10 protein-coding genes and 5 pseudogenes are annotated in these 17,461 nt (G+C 69.8%); 9 read left to right on the forward strand and 6 right to left on the reverse strand.

The window, feature by feature from the left end; genetic code table 11:
• Window positions 1-187: 187 nt before the first annotated feature.
• Together ACFY93_RS34225 and ACFY93_RS34230 are read right to left on the reverse strand one after the other, a co-directional pair.
• Window positions 188-406, reverse strand: a pseudogene (locus tag ACFY93_RS34225) (transposase); the annotation flags it as partial.
• Window positions 407-785: 379 nt separating this feature from the next.
• Window positions 786-1,718, reverse strand: coding sequence for a zinc-binding dehydrogenase (locus ACFY93_RS34230; protein WP_391365832.1), 933 nt, complete (start codon window positions 1,716-1,718; stop codon window positions 786-788).
• Here ACFY93_RS34230 and ACFY93_RS34235 point away from each other — a divergent pair.
• Window positions 1,638-2,748 (forward strand): annotated as a pseudogene (locus ACFY93_RS34235) (IS701 family transposase). The gene ACFY93_RS34230 and the pseudogene ACFY93_RS34235 overlap by 81 nt on opposite strands.
• A gap of 158 nt (window positions 2,749-2,906) precedes the next feature.
• On the opposite strand, the gene ACFY93_RS34240 reads toward ACFY93_RS34235, so the two are convergent.
• Window positions 2,907-3,800, reverse strand: coding sequence for a DUF1963 domain-containing protein (locus ACFY93_RS34240; RefSeq protein ID WP_391365833.1), 894 nt, complete (start codon window positions 3,798-3,800; stop codon window positions 2,907-2,909).
• Window positions 3,801-4,217: 417 nt separating this feature from the next.
• Here ACFY93_RS34240 and ACFY93_RS34245 point away from each other — a divergent pair.
• The 3 genes and pseudogenes from ACFY93_RS34245 to ACFY93_RS34255 form a co-directional block, all read left to right on the forward strand.
• Window positions 4,218-4,336: pseudogene (locus ACFY93_RS34245) on the forward strand (IS5/IS1182 family transposase); the annotation flags it as partial.
• 202 nt (window positions 4,337-4,538) lie between these two features.
• Entirely contained in the window at window positions 4,539-5,702 is a 1,164-nt protein-coding gene (locus ACFY93_RS34250; protein ID WP_391365834.1) for an MFS transporter, read from the forward strand.
• A complete protein-coding gene (locus tag ACFY93_RS34255) occupies window positions 5,699-6,280 on the forward strand; it encodes a TetR family transcriptional regulator (RefSeq protein ID WP_391365835.1) in 582 nt (193 codons plus the stop codon). The genes ACFY93_RS34250 and ACFY93_RS34255 overlap by 4 nt, the downstream gene beginning before the upstream one ends.
• 483 nt (window positions 6,281-6,763) lie before the next feature.
• Here ACFY93_RS34255 and ACFY93_RS34260 read toward each other — a convergent pair whose 3' ends face one another.
• On the reverse strand, window positions 6,764-7,630 hold the full coding sequence (locus tag ACFY93_RS34260; RefSeq protein WP_391365836.1) for a helix-turn-helix domain-containing protein: 867 nt from the start codon (window positions 7,628-7,630) through the stop codon (window positions 6,764-6,766).
• A 150-nt stretch (window positions 7,631-7,780) separates the two neighbouring features.
• On the opposite strand from ACFY93_RS34260, the gene ACFY93_RS34265 reads away from it, so the two are divergent.
• A complete protein-coding gene (locus ACFY93_RS34265; protein WP_391365837.1) occupies window positions 7,781-8,704 on the forward strand; it encodes an SDR family NAD(P)-dependent oxidoreductase in 924 nt (307 codons plus the stop codon).
• 114 nt (window positions 8,705-8,818) lie between these two features.
• On the opposite strand, the pseudogene ACFY93_RS34270 reads toward ACFY93_RS34265, so the two are convergent.
• Both ACFY93_RS34270 and ACFY93_RS34275 read right to left on the reverse strand, forming a co-directional pair.
• A pseudogene (locus ACFY93_RS34270) lies at window positions 8,819-9,178 on the reverse strand (transposase); the annotation flags it as partial.
• Window positions 9,179-9,508: 330 nt separating this feature from the next.
• A complete protein-coding gene (locus tag ACFY93_RS34275; protein WP_391365838.1) occupies window positions 9,509-9,703 on the reverse strand; it encodes a hypothetical protein in 195 nt (64 codons plus the stop codon).
• A 506-nt stretch (window positions 9,704-10,209) separates the two neighbouring features.
• Here ACFY93_RS34275 and ACFY93_RS34280 point away from each other — a divergent pair.
• The 4 genes and pseudogenes from ACFY93_RS34280 to ACFY93_RS34295 all read left to right on the forward strand — a co-directional run bounded on the left by ACFY93_RS34280 (window position 10,210) and on the right by ACFY93_RS34295 (window position 17,304).
• Window positions 10,210-11,683, forward strand: a pseudogene (locus ACFY93_RS34280) (M28 family peptidase).
• 320 nt (window positions 11,684-12,003) lie between these two features.
• Entirely contained in the window at window positions 12,004-14,157 is a 2,154-nt protein-coding gene (locus tag ACFY93_RS34285; RefSeq protein ID WP_391365839.1) for a M4 family metallopeptidase, read from the forward strand.
• 49 nt (window positions 14,158-14,206) lie between these two features.
• A complete protein-coding gene (locus ACFY93_RS34290) occupies window positions 14,207-15,778 on the forward strand; it encodes a M20/M25/M40 family metallo-hydrolase (RefSeq protein WP_391365840.1) in 1,572 nt (523 codons plus the stop codon).
• 158 nt (window positions 15,779-15,936) lie between these two features.
• On the forward strand, window positions 15,937-17,304 hold the full coding sequence (locus tag ACFY93_RS34295; protein WP_391365841.1) for a helix-turn-helix domain-containing protein: 1,368 nt from the start codon (window positions 15,937-15,939) through the stop codon (window positions 17,302-17,304).
• The last annotated feature ends 157 nt before the right edge of the window (window positions 17,305-17,461 follow it).

A 17,461-nucleotide genomic window follows, 5' to 3' on the forward strand; every position in this document is an offset into this window, starting at 1 on the left:
CGCGACGGCGCAGCTCAAGCGGGTAACGGGACGGTCGTGCCATGACTCGATCCTTTCATGAAATCGAGTCTCCATTCGACACGGGGCGGTTCAGTTTGAGGCCGCGTCGGCCGGTGGGCATGGTGAGGGGCCGACGCGGGGTCGGGTTCTCCGAGGTCCTTGAGTCGAGGTGGGCGGGGACGACGAGTCAGCTGGCGGGGCGAGACAGTGCGGCCAGGCGGTGGTATGCGGCCGCGAGCTCATGTCGCCAGGGCCAAGTCGCTGATATGCGCAGGTGGAGGCGGCGGCCGCCCCGGGTGATCCGGGCGGCGACGTGCAGGAGCTGGTAGCGGAGCTTCTTGGGTTCGTCAGCCGCGAGTTCGCCGTCCAGCAGGAGGACGCGGGTCCAGGACAGGAGGTCGATCGCCGCGACAGCAGTCCGGACGCCGATCCGGCGGTGATCACGGGCTACAGGGCGGCCCCGAGCCGGGCCCCTGACTCATGGTCAGAAGCTGTCCAACAAGGTGCTGGCTGCTGTGCGGGCCCCGGTCGAGCACGGCTTCGCCCATCTCAAGAACTGGCCCGTCCTCGGCAAGGTCCGCACGGACCGAAGTGGGCGACCGCTCTGGTGCTTGATGGTGTTGACGAACCGGCAAGTCTCCCGGGGACGGATGACCTCGTCGGTGGACTACCGCTCCGGACCGCCGATCTTCCTGACGCCTACGCACACCAGGCCCACTGAACTGCAGCCTTTATTTCGCACGGGTCTCATGCGGGCCTCGCTCACGCGAGGCCCTACGGCGGGATCAGACGGTGAGAACGAGCTTGCCCTGGAGGTGACCGCCGTCGAGCAGCCGGTGCGCGTCGGCGACGCGCTCGAACGGGAACGTCCCCTGCACGTGGACCCGGAGCCTGCCCTGTTCGACGAGTTCGACGAGACCTCGCAGGGCGACCGGGTCGGGGTCGACCGCAATGCCGCTGAAGCGCGTGCCGGCCGCCTCGTACTTGGCGATGAGCTCCGAATCCTCCTCGGCGACCGCCGTCACCAGGTGACCGCCTGGGCGGAGCACTTCGAGCGACTGCTCGACGGTGTCGCCGCCGATCGTGTCGAGCACGACGTCGATGTCGCGGACGGCCTCGGTGAAGTCGACCGCCGTGTACTTGATCACCCCGTCGGCGCCGAACCCCTCGACGAACTTCCGTTTGCTCTCGCTAACGGTCGTGATCACGTGCGCGCCGAGCGCTTTCGCGATCTGGATCGCGACATGGCCGACCCCGCCACCACCACCGTGGACCAGGACGCGGTCGCCCTCGCTCACGCCGCCGAGGTCGACGAGGCCCTGCCACGCCGTCAACCCGACGATCGGCAGCGCCGACGCCTCGACGTGCGAGAGCGACGCCGGCTTGCGTGCCAGGTGCACCGCCGGCGCCGACACTACCTCGGCGTACGCGCTCGCCGCCCGCGGGAACAGCGGCATCCCGAACACTTCGTCGCGGGGCCTGAACCGCCCCGTCTGCGGCGCCTCCTCGACCACGCCGCTGATATCCCAGCCGAGGATGAACGGCGGCTGGCCGACCAGCGGGAACTCGCCGGCCCGCAGGCGCGCCTCCAGCGGGTTCAGCCCGATCGCCTTGACGCGGACGAGTCGGTGGAGCCGATGGCCGCCCGCCTGGGCGAGGACGGGAACCGGCAGGCCCTGGCCCACGTTGTCACTTCCAGCCCGTGGGATGCGGCGCATCTGCGGGCCCGGTTGGCCTGGCGCATGCAGCCGGTCGTCAAACCCACCGCGCTGGTCATCGATGACACCGGGTTCCTCAAGGACGGGGATGCGTCGGCGTGCGTGACCCGGCAGTACACCGGCACGGCGGGCAAGGTCACCAACTGCCAGGCCGGAGTGTCGCTGCACCTGCTTCCGACTGTGCCTCGGCGGCGGTGAACTGGCGTCTGTTCCTGCCCGGGAGCTGGGATCCCGCCTCGCCCAAGGCCGACCCGGCCAAGGTCGCACGCCGTGCCAAGTGCGCCGTTCCTGCCGAGGTGGGGCATGTCGAGAAGTGGCAGCTGGCCCTCGACATGATCGACGAGACGCGGTCCTGGGGCATCGAGTAACCCGGGTCATCGCCGACGGCGGCTACGGGGACACCGCCGTCTTCCGGCTCGGCCTGGAGGAACGCGGTCTCGATTACGTGGTGGGCATCTCGACCACGACCACCGCGCAACCCGAAGACGCACAGCCGTGCACACCTGCCTACTCCGGCCGCGGTCCTCATCCGGTTCCTGCTTACCCCGAGCCGGCGCGGACCGTGAAGAGCCTGGTCATCGCAGCCGGCAAATCCTCCGCACGGCCGGTGCAGTGGAGGGAAGGATCACGGCCGGGCAGCGGCCGCAGCGGGTTCAAGCGCATGTACTCGCGTTTCGTGGCCCTGCGGATCCGGCCTGCCGGACGCGAGATCCGCAAGGCCACGGCCACCGCCGAGCTTCCGGTCCGCTGGCTGCTGGCCGAATGGCCCGCCGACCAGGCCGAACCCGTGCAGTTCTGGCTCTCCAACCTGCCCGCAACCACCCCGCTGCCCGTCCTCGTGCGCACCGCGAAACTCCGCTGGCGCATCGAGAACGACTACCGGGAGGTGAAACAGGCCCTGGGCCTGGCCCACTTCGAGGGCCGGACCTGGCCAGGCTGGCACCACCACGTCACCCTCGTCTCGGTTGCCCACGCCTTCTGCACCCTGCAGCGACTGAGTCGATCCCCAAAAGAGACGGCGTCGGCCTGAGCCTCTACCGAGTCGTTCGCGAGCTGCGGACACTCCTCGCGACCTGGACCGGCGCCTGCCCCACCTGTCACCGTGACATGCCAGACCCCGCACCAACATGACCAAGCACTACCAGGTCACCCGAGCGGGTTCCGTCGCGACGGCCTGATCCGGCAGGCTCAAGGGTTCCAGAAGCCCGAGCTGTGCACCCGGTCGAAACGCCGTCTGGCCAGGTCCTGTTTCGGAATCACCCAGTGCTGTGTAAATCCCTCCCGGCCGCGCAGCCCCACGTCCCACTGAGCGAGCAGCGTCCAATGCTCTGGAGCGGGCAGTTCCTCATCGTCGACGGTTTTGCCCGCCTCGACCAGGTTCCGGCGGACCTCCAGCGCTTCCAGCGCCGCATCCACGACGGGATCCGTCTCCGTGCACTCGTGGAAGGCGTACCCGCCGATGTGTAACGGGCCGTCGGCCATGACGGCGTGACGCGTGGCGTCCCACACCTCGGCCAAGTCGAGGGCAAGGGGGTGGCCGGGGATCGGAGCCGTCTGATACAGAGGGCCAGCGGACATGACCACGCAATGGCTCGGCAGGCACACATCGGCCGACACGCGCAACTCGTCCTGCGGGAACTGCCTAAGGAGTTCGAGGTCTTCCCCGGCATCCCCACCCGCCCCTTCGTCGAAGACGCACGCGTAGTTGACCCGCCGCTCCTCGACCGGCGTTCCGGCTGGGATGTATCTGACTTCACCACCGCCGTTGCCCCTGGTGTACCCGTCGTTGGGGAAGCCGAACAGCAAAAGGTGCCCGTCCGGCGGCGTTTGGAGACCCGTGACGCTGTCGGGTAAAGCCGCACAGTCGAGGCTGGCAAGAAGGGGATACCAGGGATCCGGCGCATCGGGAGGCAGCATCAGGGGTCCGCCGAACCGGCCGGCCACTGGCCCGTCCCCGCCCGTGACCAGCGTCGCGGTTGGGCAGGCGGTGGAGATCCACCGCTCGACGTCCTCGGGCGGTATCCCAGCCCTCAGCGCTGCCTCGCGAAACGGCGCCAGCCGGCCCAGCAACTCAGGAGTCATACAGTTAGTCTGCCGCACGATGGTCAGACTGCCGGCCGCCTCGTACGAGCCGGGGCCGCCGCAGGGGAGCAGGCCGCGCCCCCTCGGAGGCAGCTATCCCGGTGCCCGACGGCACGATGGGCACCGATGGGATCAAAGCCCACTCGCCTGAGCGGAGAACCACCCAGCCGCCCGCATCCACAACCGAGCCGCCCTTATTCGCGGCGATTCACCGAGCTGGCCGAGCGCCGTGCCACCGACGGCGCCCGACGGGAGGCAGAACAGCACGTAGTCAAGGCCGCCGCCGAACCGGTATCCACAGGTGGCACCGCTGAGTCGTCCGCGTAGTAACCAACGGCGGCGTGGTCTGTTGCCGTCCGCTGCCGGTTCTGCCTGGTCGGTGAGGTGTTGATGAACTGCTGAGGACCTCGTGCGTGCATCTCGCCCGCCCTGCCCACCGCACCCACGACCTGACCGCAGCCCGCACTCACCGCATCATCCGGATCTGCGAACGCCAAGATGTGCCCGTCCTCGCCGACCGCGCCAGGGGCGGGTCACGACCCCAGGCGCCCCTCGCACGAGCAACTCGAGTTCTTCACAGACTGGTTGTGCGTGCGGTGAACCGTTCAGGTGTCAGACAGATCTGTCTCTTCATAGCAGACTGATTTGTCTCATGACGGGTACGGTGGCGGCATGACTGCGACGCATACTCGACAGAGGCAGGGGAAGACCGTGAGGCGGACTGGCCCGATGACGCGTGTGGCAGTGCTGGCTTCCGTGAGCGCGGTGTTCCTCGCCACGTCGAGCGCGCCGACCCCGCTGTACGGCGTGTACGCGACCTCGTGGGGCCTGTCGGCGGCGCAGACGTCCCTGGTGTTCGGCGCCTATGCTTTCGCGCTGCTGTCGGCTCTCCTTGTGCTCGGTCGGTTCTCAGAACACGTCGGCCGCCGTACCGTCATCCGTCACGCCCTTCTGGTTCAGGTCGTGGCTATGCTCGTGTTCGCCGCCGCCGAGGGGGTTACCGCACTGCTCGTCGGTCGAGTGCTCCAGGGTCTCTCCACCGGTGCGGGTCTCGCGGCGGTGGGCGCGGCCCTGCTCGACACCGACGCCGACACCGGCCTCGGCCGGGTCGTGAACGCCGCGGCGCCGCCGGTCGGGTCGGCGATCGGGGCACTGGCCTCCGGCTTGCTCGTCGCCTACGCGCCCCTGCCGACACGTCTGATTTATCTCCTACTTGCCGTCGTGCTGCTGATTCAGATCGCGGCACTGGCCCTCGTGTCTGAAACCGCACCGAGGACGCCGGGAGTGCTCTCCTCCCTTCGGCCCGGGCTGCGGGCACCACAGCGAGTACGTGCTCCGCTGGGCGCGGCGATACCCGTACTCTTCGCCGTCTGGGCCGTGTCCGGTCTGTTCGGCGCCTTCGGCCCAGATCTGACGGAACACCTCACCGGTTCCTCCTCACCCGTCCTCGCAACCCTCCCCTTCGTCATTGTCGGGGCGGTGGCACCGGTGACCGCCTTCTGCACCACGGCGCTGCGGGCGCGCAGCGCGCTGGCGTATGGCATCACGGGACTGCTGAGCGCCGTCGCATTGACCGGCCTCTCACTCGTCTGGGGCCAAGCATGGCTGTTGCTTGTAGGGGCATCACTGGCAGGCGGAGGCTTCGGCGTCGGATTTCGCGGGGGCATGGACCTCGTGTTGCCCGCCGTCGGCGAAGCCGACCGCGCCGGCACCTTGGCGCTGCTCTACACCGCCTCCTACATGGGCTTCGGCGTACCAGCCATCGTCGCCGGGCTGGTGCTGCAGCACACGCGGAGTCTTCCCGCCACGACGCTGGGCTACTGTGGCGTCGTCGCCCTGCTCGGCCTGACAGCAGCCGGCTTTCTCCGGAAGACCGCTCGTCACGAAAGGACAGCTCCATGACCGCTCGCGCCACAGGCAAGGCGGCGGCCCTTTCCGCGCGGGAGCGCTTGCTGGCTTCGGCTGACGAACTCTTCTACAACGAGGGCGTGCACAGCGTCGGCATCGACCGTGTGATCGAGCACGCCGGGGTGGCCAAAGCGTCCCTGTACCGCCTCTTCGGCAGCAAGGAGGAACTCATCGCCGCGTATCTGGGGGCCCGGCACGAGCGGACACTGGCCGAACTGCGTGCCACCGCCGAGAGTTTCCCAGATCCGAGGGACGGCATGCTCGCGGTGTTCGACGTGCAGGCGCGGCGCCTGCGGCGCCGCGGCTACCGAGGCTGTGCATTCGCCCGGGCAAGCGCCGAGCGCTCTGCCGGCGGCCAGGTGCAGCGGGCCACCAGGGCCTACCGCACCGCGATCCACGGTCTGTTCGAGGACCTTGCCCTCCAGGCCGGCGTACGGGATCCCGGGCTGCTCGCCGCCCAACTGCACACGCTGTACCACGGTGCCGACGTCGTCGTCGGCAGTGGGACGATGCGCACCAGGCTGATCGACGCCACTCGGGCCGCCGCGCAGACGTTGATCGCTGTCGCGTGAACGGGCCCCGCGTCGTCCGGCCTTCTGCGTCAAGCCCGCGGCAGGGGTCTCGGAGGGCCGTCGTTCGGGCGCCGAGCCCGCCGTGCCGCGCAGCGGCAGCACCTCTTCGACCGGGCCGGACTCCTCCTCGAACGGGATCGGGCCCTCGATCCCGGCCTCGTCCAGGACCAGGTTCTGCCGGGCGGTCGACTGCTGGTCGGTCGAGACCCGCTTGTAGATCAGGTTTGCCATCGGGGCCCTTCCGTGCGGAGAAGTGGGCCCTATCTGTCGTCAAACCCTGTCATCAATCACCATCGGATCTGATTGGATTCGAGCCGCCCCGACACCCCGAAATGTCTGGGTTCATTGGACGCCCGCCGTGCCTGTCGTCATTCGATCGTTTGCCGACACGTGAGGTCCGAGGCCCCAGGCGGGGAGTCCCCGGATGGGGGCACCGCAGGCGATGACGTACGGTGTCCCACCAGCGATGGAGCCGGGCCGGTGTCAGGGGCATGCGGTGGCGGTACGGCCGCCTGTGACGCGCAGGAGGTCGAGCTTTCCCTCGTCGCTGCTACCGGACGCTGCCGTGTAGGTGACCATGCGCAGGTCCGCGCCCGGAACGATCAGGACGTCGCAGTCGAGCAGGATGTCGCCGATCTCCGGATGCCGGATCATCTTGTGGTCAGTGGTGTGCTGAGCGGCGGCTGTCTGCGTGGCCCAGTGATGGGCAAAGGCGTCGGATCCTGCCCGCAGTTCCTGCACGAGACGATCGAGCTGGGCGTCCGCCGGGTAGCGGGAGGCGGCGTCCTTGAGGTCGGCGACGATCGACGCCTCGAAGGCGTCCTGTCCGCGCTCGGACTGGATGGGAAACAGCGAGGCACGAGCGGCGCCGTTGCCGAAAAGGGCGCGCGCGAGGTTGCGCTCGGCGGTCGGGAGCACGGAGGGGTCGCCGTGCAGTGCGCTCCACATGGTGTTCCACCACACCAGGGCCCAGTCAGCGGTGAACACCCCGATCGGGACGTCGCCCAGGCGCGCGGCCAGCCGCTGGATGCCCGGGGGCACATGGGTGCTGACCGTGCCGTCCTGCGGCGGCAGGAGCCCGGCGCTTCGGTACAGCTGGTCGCGCTCGGGCCGGGAGAGCTGAAGGGCCCGGGAAAGGGCGCCGACGACCTGGGCCGAGGGATTCTTCGCGCGTGACTGCTCCAGGCGCAGGATGTAGTCGACCGAGAGCCCGGCCAACTGCGCGAGCTCCTCGCGGCGCAGCCCCGGGGCACGACGGCCTGCCGTCGCGGTGAGGCCGGCGTCGGCCGGAGAGAGGCGGTCGCGCCAGGCGCGCAGTATTGCACCGAAGTTGTAGCGGGAGGCAGCCATGGATCTATTCTCGCCGATCGGCTTCCAGCGAGCCTGGGTACTGCCAGTCCTAGTGACGGGAACGGCACTGGTTGGCGGTGGCGCAAGCGGCGAATGTGGTGATGCGCCCAGCCGGGCGCACACCGGCTGACCAGTAAAGAGGAGCCTCCCATGCAGCACACCATCGTGATGACGGGCGCGAGCCGCGGCATCGGTCGCATCGCCGCAGAGCACATCCTGCGCCAGTCGCCCAACGTGCACCTCCTTGTCGTCACCCGCGGATCCTCCGGCACACGCCTGGCCGGAGAGCTGAGCGCGGGCGGGTACACGGTCTCGCATGTCTCGGCGGACCTCGGCTCGCTGGACAGCGTCCAGTCGGCCGCCGCCGAGATCCGCGAGCGGCTGGAGCGTGGTGATCTGCCGCCGCTGCGCGGCTTCGTGGGTAACGCGGGCATGCAGTACACGAACGCGTTGACCAAGGGGCCCGACGGGTTCGAGTCGACCTTCGCGATCAACGTGCTCGCCAACCACCTGTTCGTCCGCCTGCTCCAGGACCGATTCGTGGCTCCCGCCCGGATTGTGATCACCGCCAGCGACACCCATTTCGGTGACTTCAAGCACAACATGGGCATGGTGCCCGGTCCAGCATGGAAGTCCCCGGACGTCCTCGCCCGTACGGGCGCCTTCCCCAAGCCGGACACTGCGGTCGGCGGGCGTACCGCGTACTCCACGAGCAAGCTAGCCGTGATCTATCTGGTTCACGAGTACGCCCGCCGGCTGCCGGCCGGGATCGACGCCGTCGCCTACAACCCGGGGTTCGTCCCCGGCACCGGCCTCGCCCGGAACGCAGGACCCGTCTCCCGGTTCGCGATGTGCCGCATCCTGCCGGTCATGACCCTCACCCCGTTCGCGACCAGCCGCAATGCCGCCGGGCGCTACCTCGCCGACGTCGTCCTCGGCACGACCAAGGCGCCGACCGGGTCCTACGTAGACCGCACCCGTGCGGCCCGGTCGTCCGAGGAGTCCTACGACCCTCAGCGCGAAGGCGAGCTCTGGGACACCGCCGAACGGTTCACCGCGGCGTACGCTGCCTGAACTGTGGAACCTCCGGGCTCAGCCCGGAGTACGACGCAGCCCTGGTGCCCGTCGGCTGAGAACCTGGGGCCCGGTGGATCATCGAGCCTTCCGGGGCGCTCCCGTGTGTCACCAGAACAGCCGGTCCTCGCTGGTCGGGGCGTCCGGGTGGAGCCAGTCGCTCACGTCCACAGCCAGCACGATCCGCTCGTCGGCCGCCCTGGGCAGCGGTAGGCCCGCCAGCACGCGCCGCAACCGCGCCGGCTCCAGCCAGTCCCGGTCCAACGCCGCGTACATCGCCCCGTGCCCACGCCGGTGCTCGACCGCCGGCGACAGCTCGACCAGTGTCTTCACCGGGCCGTCCGCACACAGCACCGCGTCCGTGAGCTCGAAGAGTGCATCCGCGCGGGCGTAAAGGCACTCGTGGAACGCGACCCGAAAGCAGGACAAGACATCGAACGCCTCGCCCGCGGGCGTGTTGACCGGGAGACTCATAGCAGCGGCCGTTCTCTCGTGCTTCGTGACTCGACATCTCCAAGCGTGGAGAACGGCCGCCTCCGCTGTCCCGACAAGAACCGCAGATCAGCAGGTCGGGTGACAGACGAGGTTGAACGCCAAGCTGAGTGTCCGAGGTGCCGAGAATGCCCCACTTGTGTGCCAGCCCGACCAGGTGGGCAGCGTTGCGGGCGTTCTCTTTGTCCACGGTGGCGTCGATTTCGGCGCGACGGGCACGAGATCTCCGGGAGGGGATGACACCGACATGTGGTGCCGCCGTTCTCGTCCCGTCCAGCGTTGCTGATGCGGCCGGGGGCTGCTGGGCTGGGGTCAGCGCGGGTGGAGTTGCCCGGCGGCGGGGACGTCGAGGACGAAGATGTGGCCGATGTCCGCGTCTGCGTAGCCGTAGTCGACGTTTTTCACCCGGAGCTGTTGCGGAGTGGCTTCGACGATCTGGACGGCGATGGGGTCCGGGCGGCCGGGCAGGGACAGCAGCCAGTCCCGGGCCAGGTAGCTCAGCCCCATGCGGTCAAGGCACTGGCGGGCGTGATGCTCGTTGGTGGGTGCGCCGAGCGGGTGGCCGAAGACGGTGACCGGGGTGAACAGCAGCGGGTTGTCGTCGACCGGGCGCAGGTAGCCGAGGAGTTCGCTGTCCTCACGGCGGTGGTGGCGGGCCCAGTGGGCGGAGCAGGATGACGCACAAGCAGTACCGCACCGCGACGCTCACCTCCGCCAAGAACCTCGATCCCACCTGCACCCTGTTCAACCGGACGAAGGCGGCCTGGGACGCGATCAGCGTCCCCGCACAGCCCGCGGACCCGACGTGCACCGGCACCCCGGCCTCCGACTTCTCCATGGCGCTCACCCCGGCTTCGGGCAGCGTCGAGCCGGGTCAGCCGGCCACGTCGACCGTCTCCACTGCCGTCACCGGCGGCAGCGCCCAGACCGTCGCGCTGACGGCGAGCGGGGCGCCGTCCGGTGTGTCGGTCTCCTTCGACCCGTCGTCGGTCACGGCGGGTGACAGCGCGACCATGAAGGTGACCGTCGCGGACTCCGCGGCCCAGGGCACCTACGTCCTCACCGTCAAGGGCGACGGCAGCGAGGCAGATCACACCGCGCAGTACACGCTGACCATCGACGGTGGGGGCAACCCCGGTGGCGAGGCACCCGACATCGACCTGGACAAGGGGAGGGCCCACCTGGCCCAGTTCCAGGCCATAGCCGACCGCAACGGCGGCAACCGCCGCTCCACCGGGAACGGCTACCGTGACTCCGTGACCTACGTGAAGGGCAAGCTCCAGGCCGCTGGCTACACGGTCACCGAGCAGCCCTGCACCTCCGGCTGCACCAGCGGGGCCGACCCCAACCCGATCGCTGAGTGGCCGAAGGGCGACGCGGACAAGGTCTACATGTTCGGCGCCCACCTCGACGGCGTCTCTGCCGGGCCCGGCATCAACGACAACGGCTCGGGCTCGGCGGCACTGCTGGAGAACGCCCTCGAACTGGCCCGGCAGAACCCGACCATGCTCAACCGCGTGCGCTTCGCCTGGTGGACCGACGAGGAACAGGGCCTCAACGGCTCCGACTTCTACGTCCGCTCGCTCAGCTCGACCGAGCGCGCCAGGATCAGGGCGTACTACAACTTCGACATGGTCGCCTCCACCAACGGCGGCTACTTCATCAACCACATCGACTCGGCCGCCGCCGCGCCCATGAAGGAGTACTGGGACTCCCTGGGCCTGGCACCCGAGGAGAACACCGAGGGAGCCGGCCGCAGCGACGACTACTCCTTCCAGCGCTACTCCATCGCCACCTCCGGCTACGCGATGGGCGAAGGCGCCCGCAAGACCTCGGCGCAGGCCGCCAAGTGGGGCGGCACGGCCAACCGGGCGTACGACCCGTGCTACCACTCCGCCTGCGACACCGTCGACAACATCAACGTGACCGGTCTCAACCGGGGGTCCGACGGAGTCGCCTACACCCTGTGGGAGCAGGCGGTCGGCGGCGAGGCACCGGCGAACGACCCTGACCGTCACCGGTGACGGTGGCGACTGCGGCACCGGCCAGAAGATCGTCAACGGCGGTTTCGAGAACGGTACCTCCCCGTGGACCGGCAACACCGGCACCATCGGTGCCCACAACGGCCAGTCCGCCCACACGGGCACGCGCTTCTCCTGGCTGGCCGGGTACGGGAGTCGCCACACGGAGACCATCAACCAGACGGTGACCGTCCCGAAGGGCTGTGCCAAGGTCACGCTCGGCTACTTCCTGCACGTCGACACGGCGGAACGCACCAGTACCCCGTACGACTTCCTCCGGGTCAAGGTGGACGGCACCACCATCAGCACCAAGTCCAACGCCGACGCGAGGCAGGGCTACGTCGAGCAGTCGCTCGACCTGAGCTCCTACGCCGGCAAGCAGGTCACGGTGACCTTCACGGCCACCGAGGACGCCTACCTGCAGACCGGCTTCGTCATCGACGACGTGACGCTGCAGGGCAGCTGACGCCCTGACGACGGGGCCCGGACCGCCTGGTGGCGCGCCTGGTGGCGGTCCGGGCCCCGTCGCGTGGTGCGGCTCTGCGGCACCGGCGCCGGCCCGGTACCTTCGCCGACCGTATGCCTGAATGTGCCTGTGCGTTCCACCGGGTGACCGTGCGGCAGCGACCGGGGGAACGATCTCACCCTGAGTGGTTGCCGACGGGCGTGTTTGCCGATGTGTGCCTCTCGTCGCCGGGCCCGTTGTCGTGCCCCTGCGGATCCTGCGACGGTTCCGCCCATCGCCCGGCCCCGCGGCCGGCCGCCTCAGCCGACAAGGACGGACTCATGCGAAGACTCGGACTTCTGGGCGCCATTGTCATGCTCACGGCATTAACGTCCGGAATCGCCCCGTATCCCTCCCACGCGGCGCCCGGTGGCGAAACCGGCGTCAATCTGGAGGGACTGGCGACCGGACGCGACCACGAGCGGCTCGTCCCGGTGGGGACCACCGAGGGGCCGCGCGGACTCACCTACCACGCCTACGAGCGGACCTACCGGGGGCTTCCCGTGGTGGGCGGCGACTTCGTGGCCGTCACCGACTCCTCCGGCTCCCTCGTGGGCACCCCCCTTGCGGGCAAGCCCTCCATCAAGGTGGCGGTGACTCCCACCATCACACCCCGCGCGGCCTCGGCCGCCGCCCGGACCCGGATGCCGGGGGCCACCGGGGTCACCGCGCCGCGGCTGGTGGTGTTCGCGCCCGACGACGAGGAGCGCCTGGCCTACGAGGTCGTCCTCACCGGGGCCCGCGAGGGCCGGCCGAGCAGGCTGCACGTGATCGTGGACGCCCGTTCCGGGGCGGTGCCGGCGGCCTGGGACGAGGTGCTGGACGGCACCGGACACGGCTACTACTACGACGACACGTCGATCGACACCCGCCGTACCGGCTCCGGTTACGAGATGTCCGACCCGGGCCGCCGCAACCTGCTCTGCGGCATCCAGGGCAACGGCGCGGTCTCGGGGTCCGACGACTCCTTCGGGAACGGTGGCGGCACCGACCTGGAGACGGCGTGTGCGGACGCCTACTACGCGGCGCAGCAGGAGTGGAACATGCTCCGCGACTGGCTCGGCCGCGACGGCTTCGACGGTTCGGGTGGCGCCTTCCCCCTGTTCGTGGGCCTGAACGCGGTGAACGCCTACTGGAACGGCCACACGGTCAACATCGGCCGCACCAAGGACAATCAGCGTCAGCTGGCCGAACTCGACGTCGTAGCACACGAATTCGGGCACTCGGTCTTCCAGTTCACCCCCGGCGGCTTCGACGGGTACACGGAGACGTACGCCCTGAACGAGGCCACCGGTGACATCTTTGGCGCCCTCACCGAGCACTACGCCAACCACCCCTCCGACCCGCCGGACTACGTGTACGCGGAGGAGGCCGACGCCCTGGGCCGCGGCCCGGAGCGCATCATGTACGACCCGTCGGCGGGACCGCGGGACGAGCCGAACTGCTGGTCGGACCAGATCCCCGATACCGAGGTGCACGACGCCGCGGGACCCGCCAACCACTTCTTCTACCTGGTGGCCGAGGGAACGAATCCGGGAGGCGGCAAACCGTCCAGTCCCGTCTGCGCGGGCGGACCGGACAGCGTGACCGGCCTCGGCATCAGCACCGCGGGCCGAATCTGGATGACGGCGTTGCTGCAGAAAACGTCCTTCTGGGAGTACGCCGACGCCAGGGTGGCGACCCTGAACGCCGTCACCCAGCTGTACCCCGGTGACTGCGCGCGCTTCGACACCGTCAAGGCGGCCTGGGACGCGGTGTCCGTGCCCGCGCAGTCGGCCGAGCCCGGCCGACCCGGCGACTGCGGACAACCCGCGCCCTCCTTCTCCCTGGACGTGACGCCTGCGACCGTCGAGACGACGCCGGGAGGCACCGTGACGAGCACCGTCGTCACCCGTACGACATCGGGCGACCCGCAGGACGTCACCCTCACCGCCTCCGGTCTGCCGGACGGAGCGAGGGCGGTGTTCGACCCGCCGTCGGTCGAGACGGGCGGCTCCTCCGTCCTGACCGTCTCCACCGCCGAGGACACACCCGCCGGCACCCACCGGATCACCGTGACCGGCACGGGAACCGACGGCGACAGCCGCAGCGCCGCCCTCGCGTTGACGGTGGGACGGACGACACCCGACACCTGCACGGGACATGAGGAGACCCGCACGGGCAGCCTCCGGGCGGGCGCCACGGCCTACCAGCCGGACGGCGGCTACTACCGCACCTCCGTCACCGGCACCCACCGCGCCTGCCTGCAAGCCCCGGACGGTACCGACTTCGACCTGGCCCTCCTGAAATGGAGCGGCCGGTCCTGGACGGTCGTGGCCGAAGCCACCGGCCCCGGCACGACGCTCACCCACACCGGGCCGGCCGGCTACTACCGCTACCGGATCCAGGCCCGCACGGGCGGCGGCGCCTACACCCTCGGCTACGACACCCCCTGAGCCCTTCCCACCGCACCCCGGCCATCCCCCACCAAAAGGTCATCTCTCCATGCGAAAACGCCTCGTGACCCTGGCGAGCGCCCTGGCGCTGGCCGTGGGCGCCCTCGCCGCCTCCTCCGGCTCCGCCGTCGCGGGCGCCGACGCGCCGGCCGCCCCGCCCGGCGCCCTCGCCCGGTCGGCCCTGCCCGACGCGACGACGGACGCGCAGGCACCGGAGATCCCCGCCGACAACCTGATGGCCCACCTGCGCGAGTTCCAGGGCATCGCCGACGCCCACGGAGAAAACCGCGCCCACGGCCGCCCCGGATTCAAGGCTTCTGCCGACTACGTCAAGGGACAACTCGACTCGGCCGGCTTCACCACCACGCTTCAGCCCTTCACCTACCGAGGCGCGACCGGCTGGAACGTCATCGCCGAATGGCCCCACGGCAACCCCGACGACGTCGTCTTCGCCGGCGCCCACCTGGACGGAGTACCGGAGGGCCCGGGGATCAACGACAACGGGTCGGGCTCCGCGGCGGTGCTGGAGACCGCGCTCGCCGTCTCCCGGGCCGACCTGCGGCCCGAGAAGCGGCTGCGCTTCGCCTGGTGGGGCGCGGAGGAACTCGGCCTGATCGGCTCACGGCACTACGCCGACGGACTGGGCCAGGCCGAACTCGACAAGATCGACGTCTACCTCAATTTTGACCTGGTGGGTCAGAAGGACACCACCAGGTGGGGCGTGTACAGCCACACCCCGTCCGTGGGCAAGGTCTTCAAGGACTACTTCGCGGCCCGCGACATCGGCACCTTCGACATCAAGTGGGACGGCAGCTCCGACCACAGCTCCTTCACCCGCCACGGCGTCCCGGTCAGCGGCATCGGCTCCGCCGACGACCCCTGCTACCACTCCGCCTGCGACGACATCGACAACGTCGGCCCGCGGGCCATGGGCATCGCCGCCAACGCCATCGCCCACACGGTGTGGGAACTCGCCGGCAAGGGCGGTACACCTGCGCAGGACTTCTCGGTGTCGGTGGATCCGTCGGCGGGTTCGACGGATCCGGGTGGGAGCACGACCGCGACGGTTGGGACGACGACGACGGCGGGTGACGCGCAGCGGGTGACTCTGACCGCGGGCGGGCTGCCGGAGGGTGCCACGGCCTCCTTCGAGCCAGAGTCGCTGACCACGGGGGAGAGCAGCGGGCTGACGGTCGCGACGACGGTCGGTACTGCTCCGGGTACGTATCCGGTCACGGTGACGGCCGCGGGTGAGCACGTGACGCGTTCGACGACGTACACGCTCACGGTGAAGGGTTCGGCTCCGATGGGCTGTGAGGACGCGGAGACGGTCAAGTCGGGTTCGTTGACGTCCGGTTCGAGTGCGTACCAGCCGGACGGGGGTTACTTCCGTACGACGGTGACGGGCCGGTTCGACGCGTGTCTGGATGGTCCGGGCGATGCGGACTACGACCTGTACCTGCAGAAGTGGAGCGGTGCGGCCTGGACGACCGTGGCGCGTGGGTCCACGCCGGCGGCCGACGAGAAGCTGACGTACACGGGCGGTGCGGGTTACTACCGCTACCGGGTCCACGCCTACAGCGGCAACGGCGCCTACACCCTCGGCTACGACACCCCCTGAGTCACACAGCCAACCCACCGGCGGGCAAGAGACCTGCCCGAGGCGCCCGGTCGGCTCCCCTATGCCGTCCGGGCGCCTCGTGCGTGCTCGTTGTGCGGTCGCGGATCGTGCGGCACACTCGCGTCCGTCCCCACCCGCCTCACGGGCAGGAGAGAACGGTGAACGACACGGTCGCCCCATCGGACCATCCGACGCCCCCCGGTTTCGGATCCACACTGCGGAGGCTGCGTCTCCTGGCGGGTTACTCCCAGGTGAGACTTGCCGCCGAACTGGGCTACCACCACAGCGTCATCAGCCGCTGGGAGACAGGTGACCGCAACCCGCCGCATGATCAGCTGAAGCGACTCGATGACCTTCTGCACACCGGTGGCCGTCTCACCCGCCTGCGCACGGCGGCCGAGGCGGAGCGCGACTTCGACCCATGGGCGCAGGATCTGACCCCCCACGCCCCCTACGGTCAGGGTCGCGCTGTCCTGGCCGTGCGGGACGTCAAGGCCTGGCCCTTGCGCCTGCCTCACCACGGCGTGCTGTGTCCACTGCACGGGTCCGCCGGCTGTGCTGTACCTCCGTCCGAGAAGGCGAACGACATCTGGCGCGACTTCGCGGCAGACCCGCTGCGGGCCGTTTGTGAGGACGTCGTCCACGTGCTGGCCGCGCACCTGTCCGTGGGAGTGCGGGGCGCCGAGGCGACGGACTCCTCGTCCGAGGGTGAGGCGGTGGAGGCGGCGCTCGGCCTGATCGTCGGCCTGCGTCGCGGACCGGCTTGCCCCCTGAGCCCCGCCCTGACCCGCCTCGCTGCCGGATACGCCTCTCTGGCAGGTCAGCTGAGGATGCTGCGCGGTCAACTGGGCGCGGCGATGTCCTTCTACGACAGGGGACTGCGATGGGCCGCACTCTGTGCCGACACCGCGCTCACGTTCACCGTCCTGTGCGACATGAACGCACTCGCCAGACTCGAGAACGACGGGGAGGGCGCGGTCGGCCGCGCCCGGGCCATGCTGTCGGTCGCCCGCGGAGAGGGCTGGGCGGATTCCCTCGCCCACCTGCATTTGGCCCGCGGGTTCGCCCTGCTCGGTGAGGCCGGGGAGACCACGCGCAGTGTCGCGAGGTGCCGGTCCGTGCTCGCGGAGGCGGCCCAGGACGTCTCGGACGGACCGGACTGGATCAGGGGTGCCCAGGGCGCCGTGCTCGTAGAGGCGGGCATCGGCGGCGCGCTGCGTGACGCCGCGGTGGCGACGAGCGACCGGGGACTGGCCCGGGACGCCCTCGACGTCATGCAGCGCGCAATGGCGCTGGTGCCCGATCCACCCAGGGCGGCGGCGGTGCTCCTCGGGCTGCGGCTGGCCGACTGCCACGTCTGCGCCGGCCGGCCGGAGACCGCGGCGTCCGTGGCCTCCCCGCTGCTGGCGGAGGCCCTGGCGGCCAAGCGGCTGACGGTGGGGCACGAGTTGCGCGGGCTGCTCGGCAGACTCGCCCCGCGCTGGCCCCACCTGGGGCTGACGCATGCCATGGCAGGGCTCCGATGACTGCTGCGCCTCTCGTTCCCGCGGGGCACCCCGAGTCGGGTCTGTCAAAAGAGTGGCTCTGGCCCGTAGTCGGTGGTGAAGTCGAGTAGCCATCCTCGGTCATGATCTTGTGATGGATGTCGACTCCCTTGTCGGAACGGTGTATTCCGGGCTGTTG

It is taken from the genome of Streptomyces sp. NPDC008313 (genome assembly GCF_042956125.1).
In the GTDB taxonomy this organism is placed as follows: domain Bacteria; phylum Actinomycetota; class Actinomycetes; order Streptomycetales; family Streptomycetaceae; genus Streptomyces.

What these genes read in the sequence shown, in the direction of transcription:
- ACFY93_RS34285 (WP_391365839.1), top strand. Translation starts at nt 12,004, where the DNA reads ATGCGAAGACTCGGACTTCTGGGCGCCATTGTCATGCTCACGGCATTA.
- ACFY93_RS34230 (WP_391365832.1), bottom strand. Translation starts at nt 1,718, where the DNA reads ATGCGCCGCATCCCACGGGCTGGAAGTGACAACGTGGGCCAGGGCCTG.
- ACFY93_RS34240 (WP_391365833.1), bottom strand. Translation starts at nt 3,800, where the DNA reads ATGACTCCTGAGTTGCTGGGCCGGCTGGCGCCGTTTCGCGAGGCAGCG.
- ACFY93_RS34275 (WP_391365838.1), bottom strand. Translation starts at nt 9,703, where the DNA reads ATGGGGCTGAGCTACCTGGCCCGGGACTGGCTGCTGTCCCTGCCCGGC.
- ACFY93_RS34265 (WP_391365837.1), top strand. Translation starts at nt 7,781, where the DNA reads ATGCAGCACACCATCGTGATGACGGGCGCGAGCCGCGGCATCGGTCGC.
- ACFY93_RS34290 (WP_391365840.1), top strand. Translation starts at nt 14,207, where the DNA reads ATGCGAAAACGCCTCGTGACCCTGGCGAGCGCCCTGGCGCTGGCCGTG.
- ACFY93_RS34255 (WP_391365835.1), top strand. Translation starts at nt 5,699, where the DNA reads ATGACCGCTCGCGCCACAGGCAAGGCGGCGGCCCTTTCCGCGCGGGAG.
- ACFY93_RS34260 (WP_391365836.1), bottom strand. Translation starts at nt 7,630, where the DNA reads ATGGCTGCCTCCCGCTACAACTTCGGTGCAATACTGCGCGCCTGGCGC.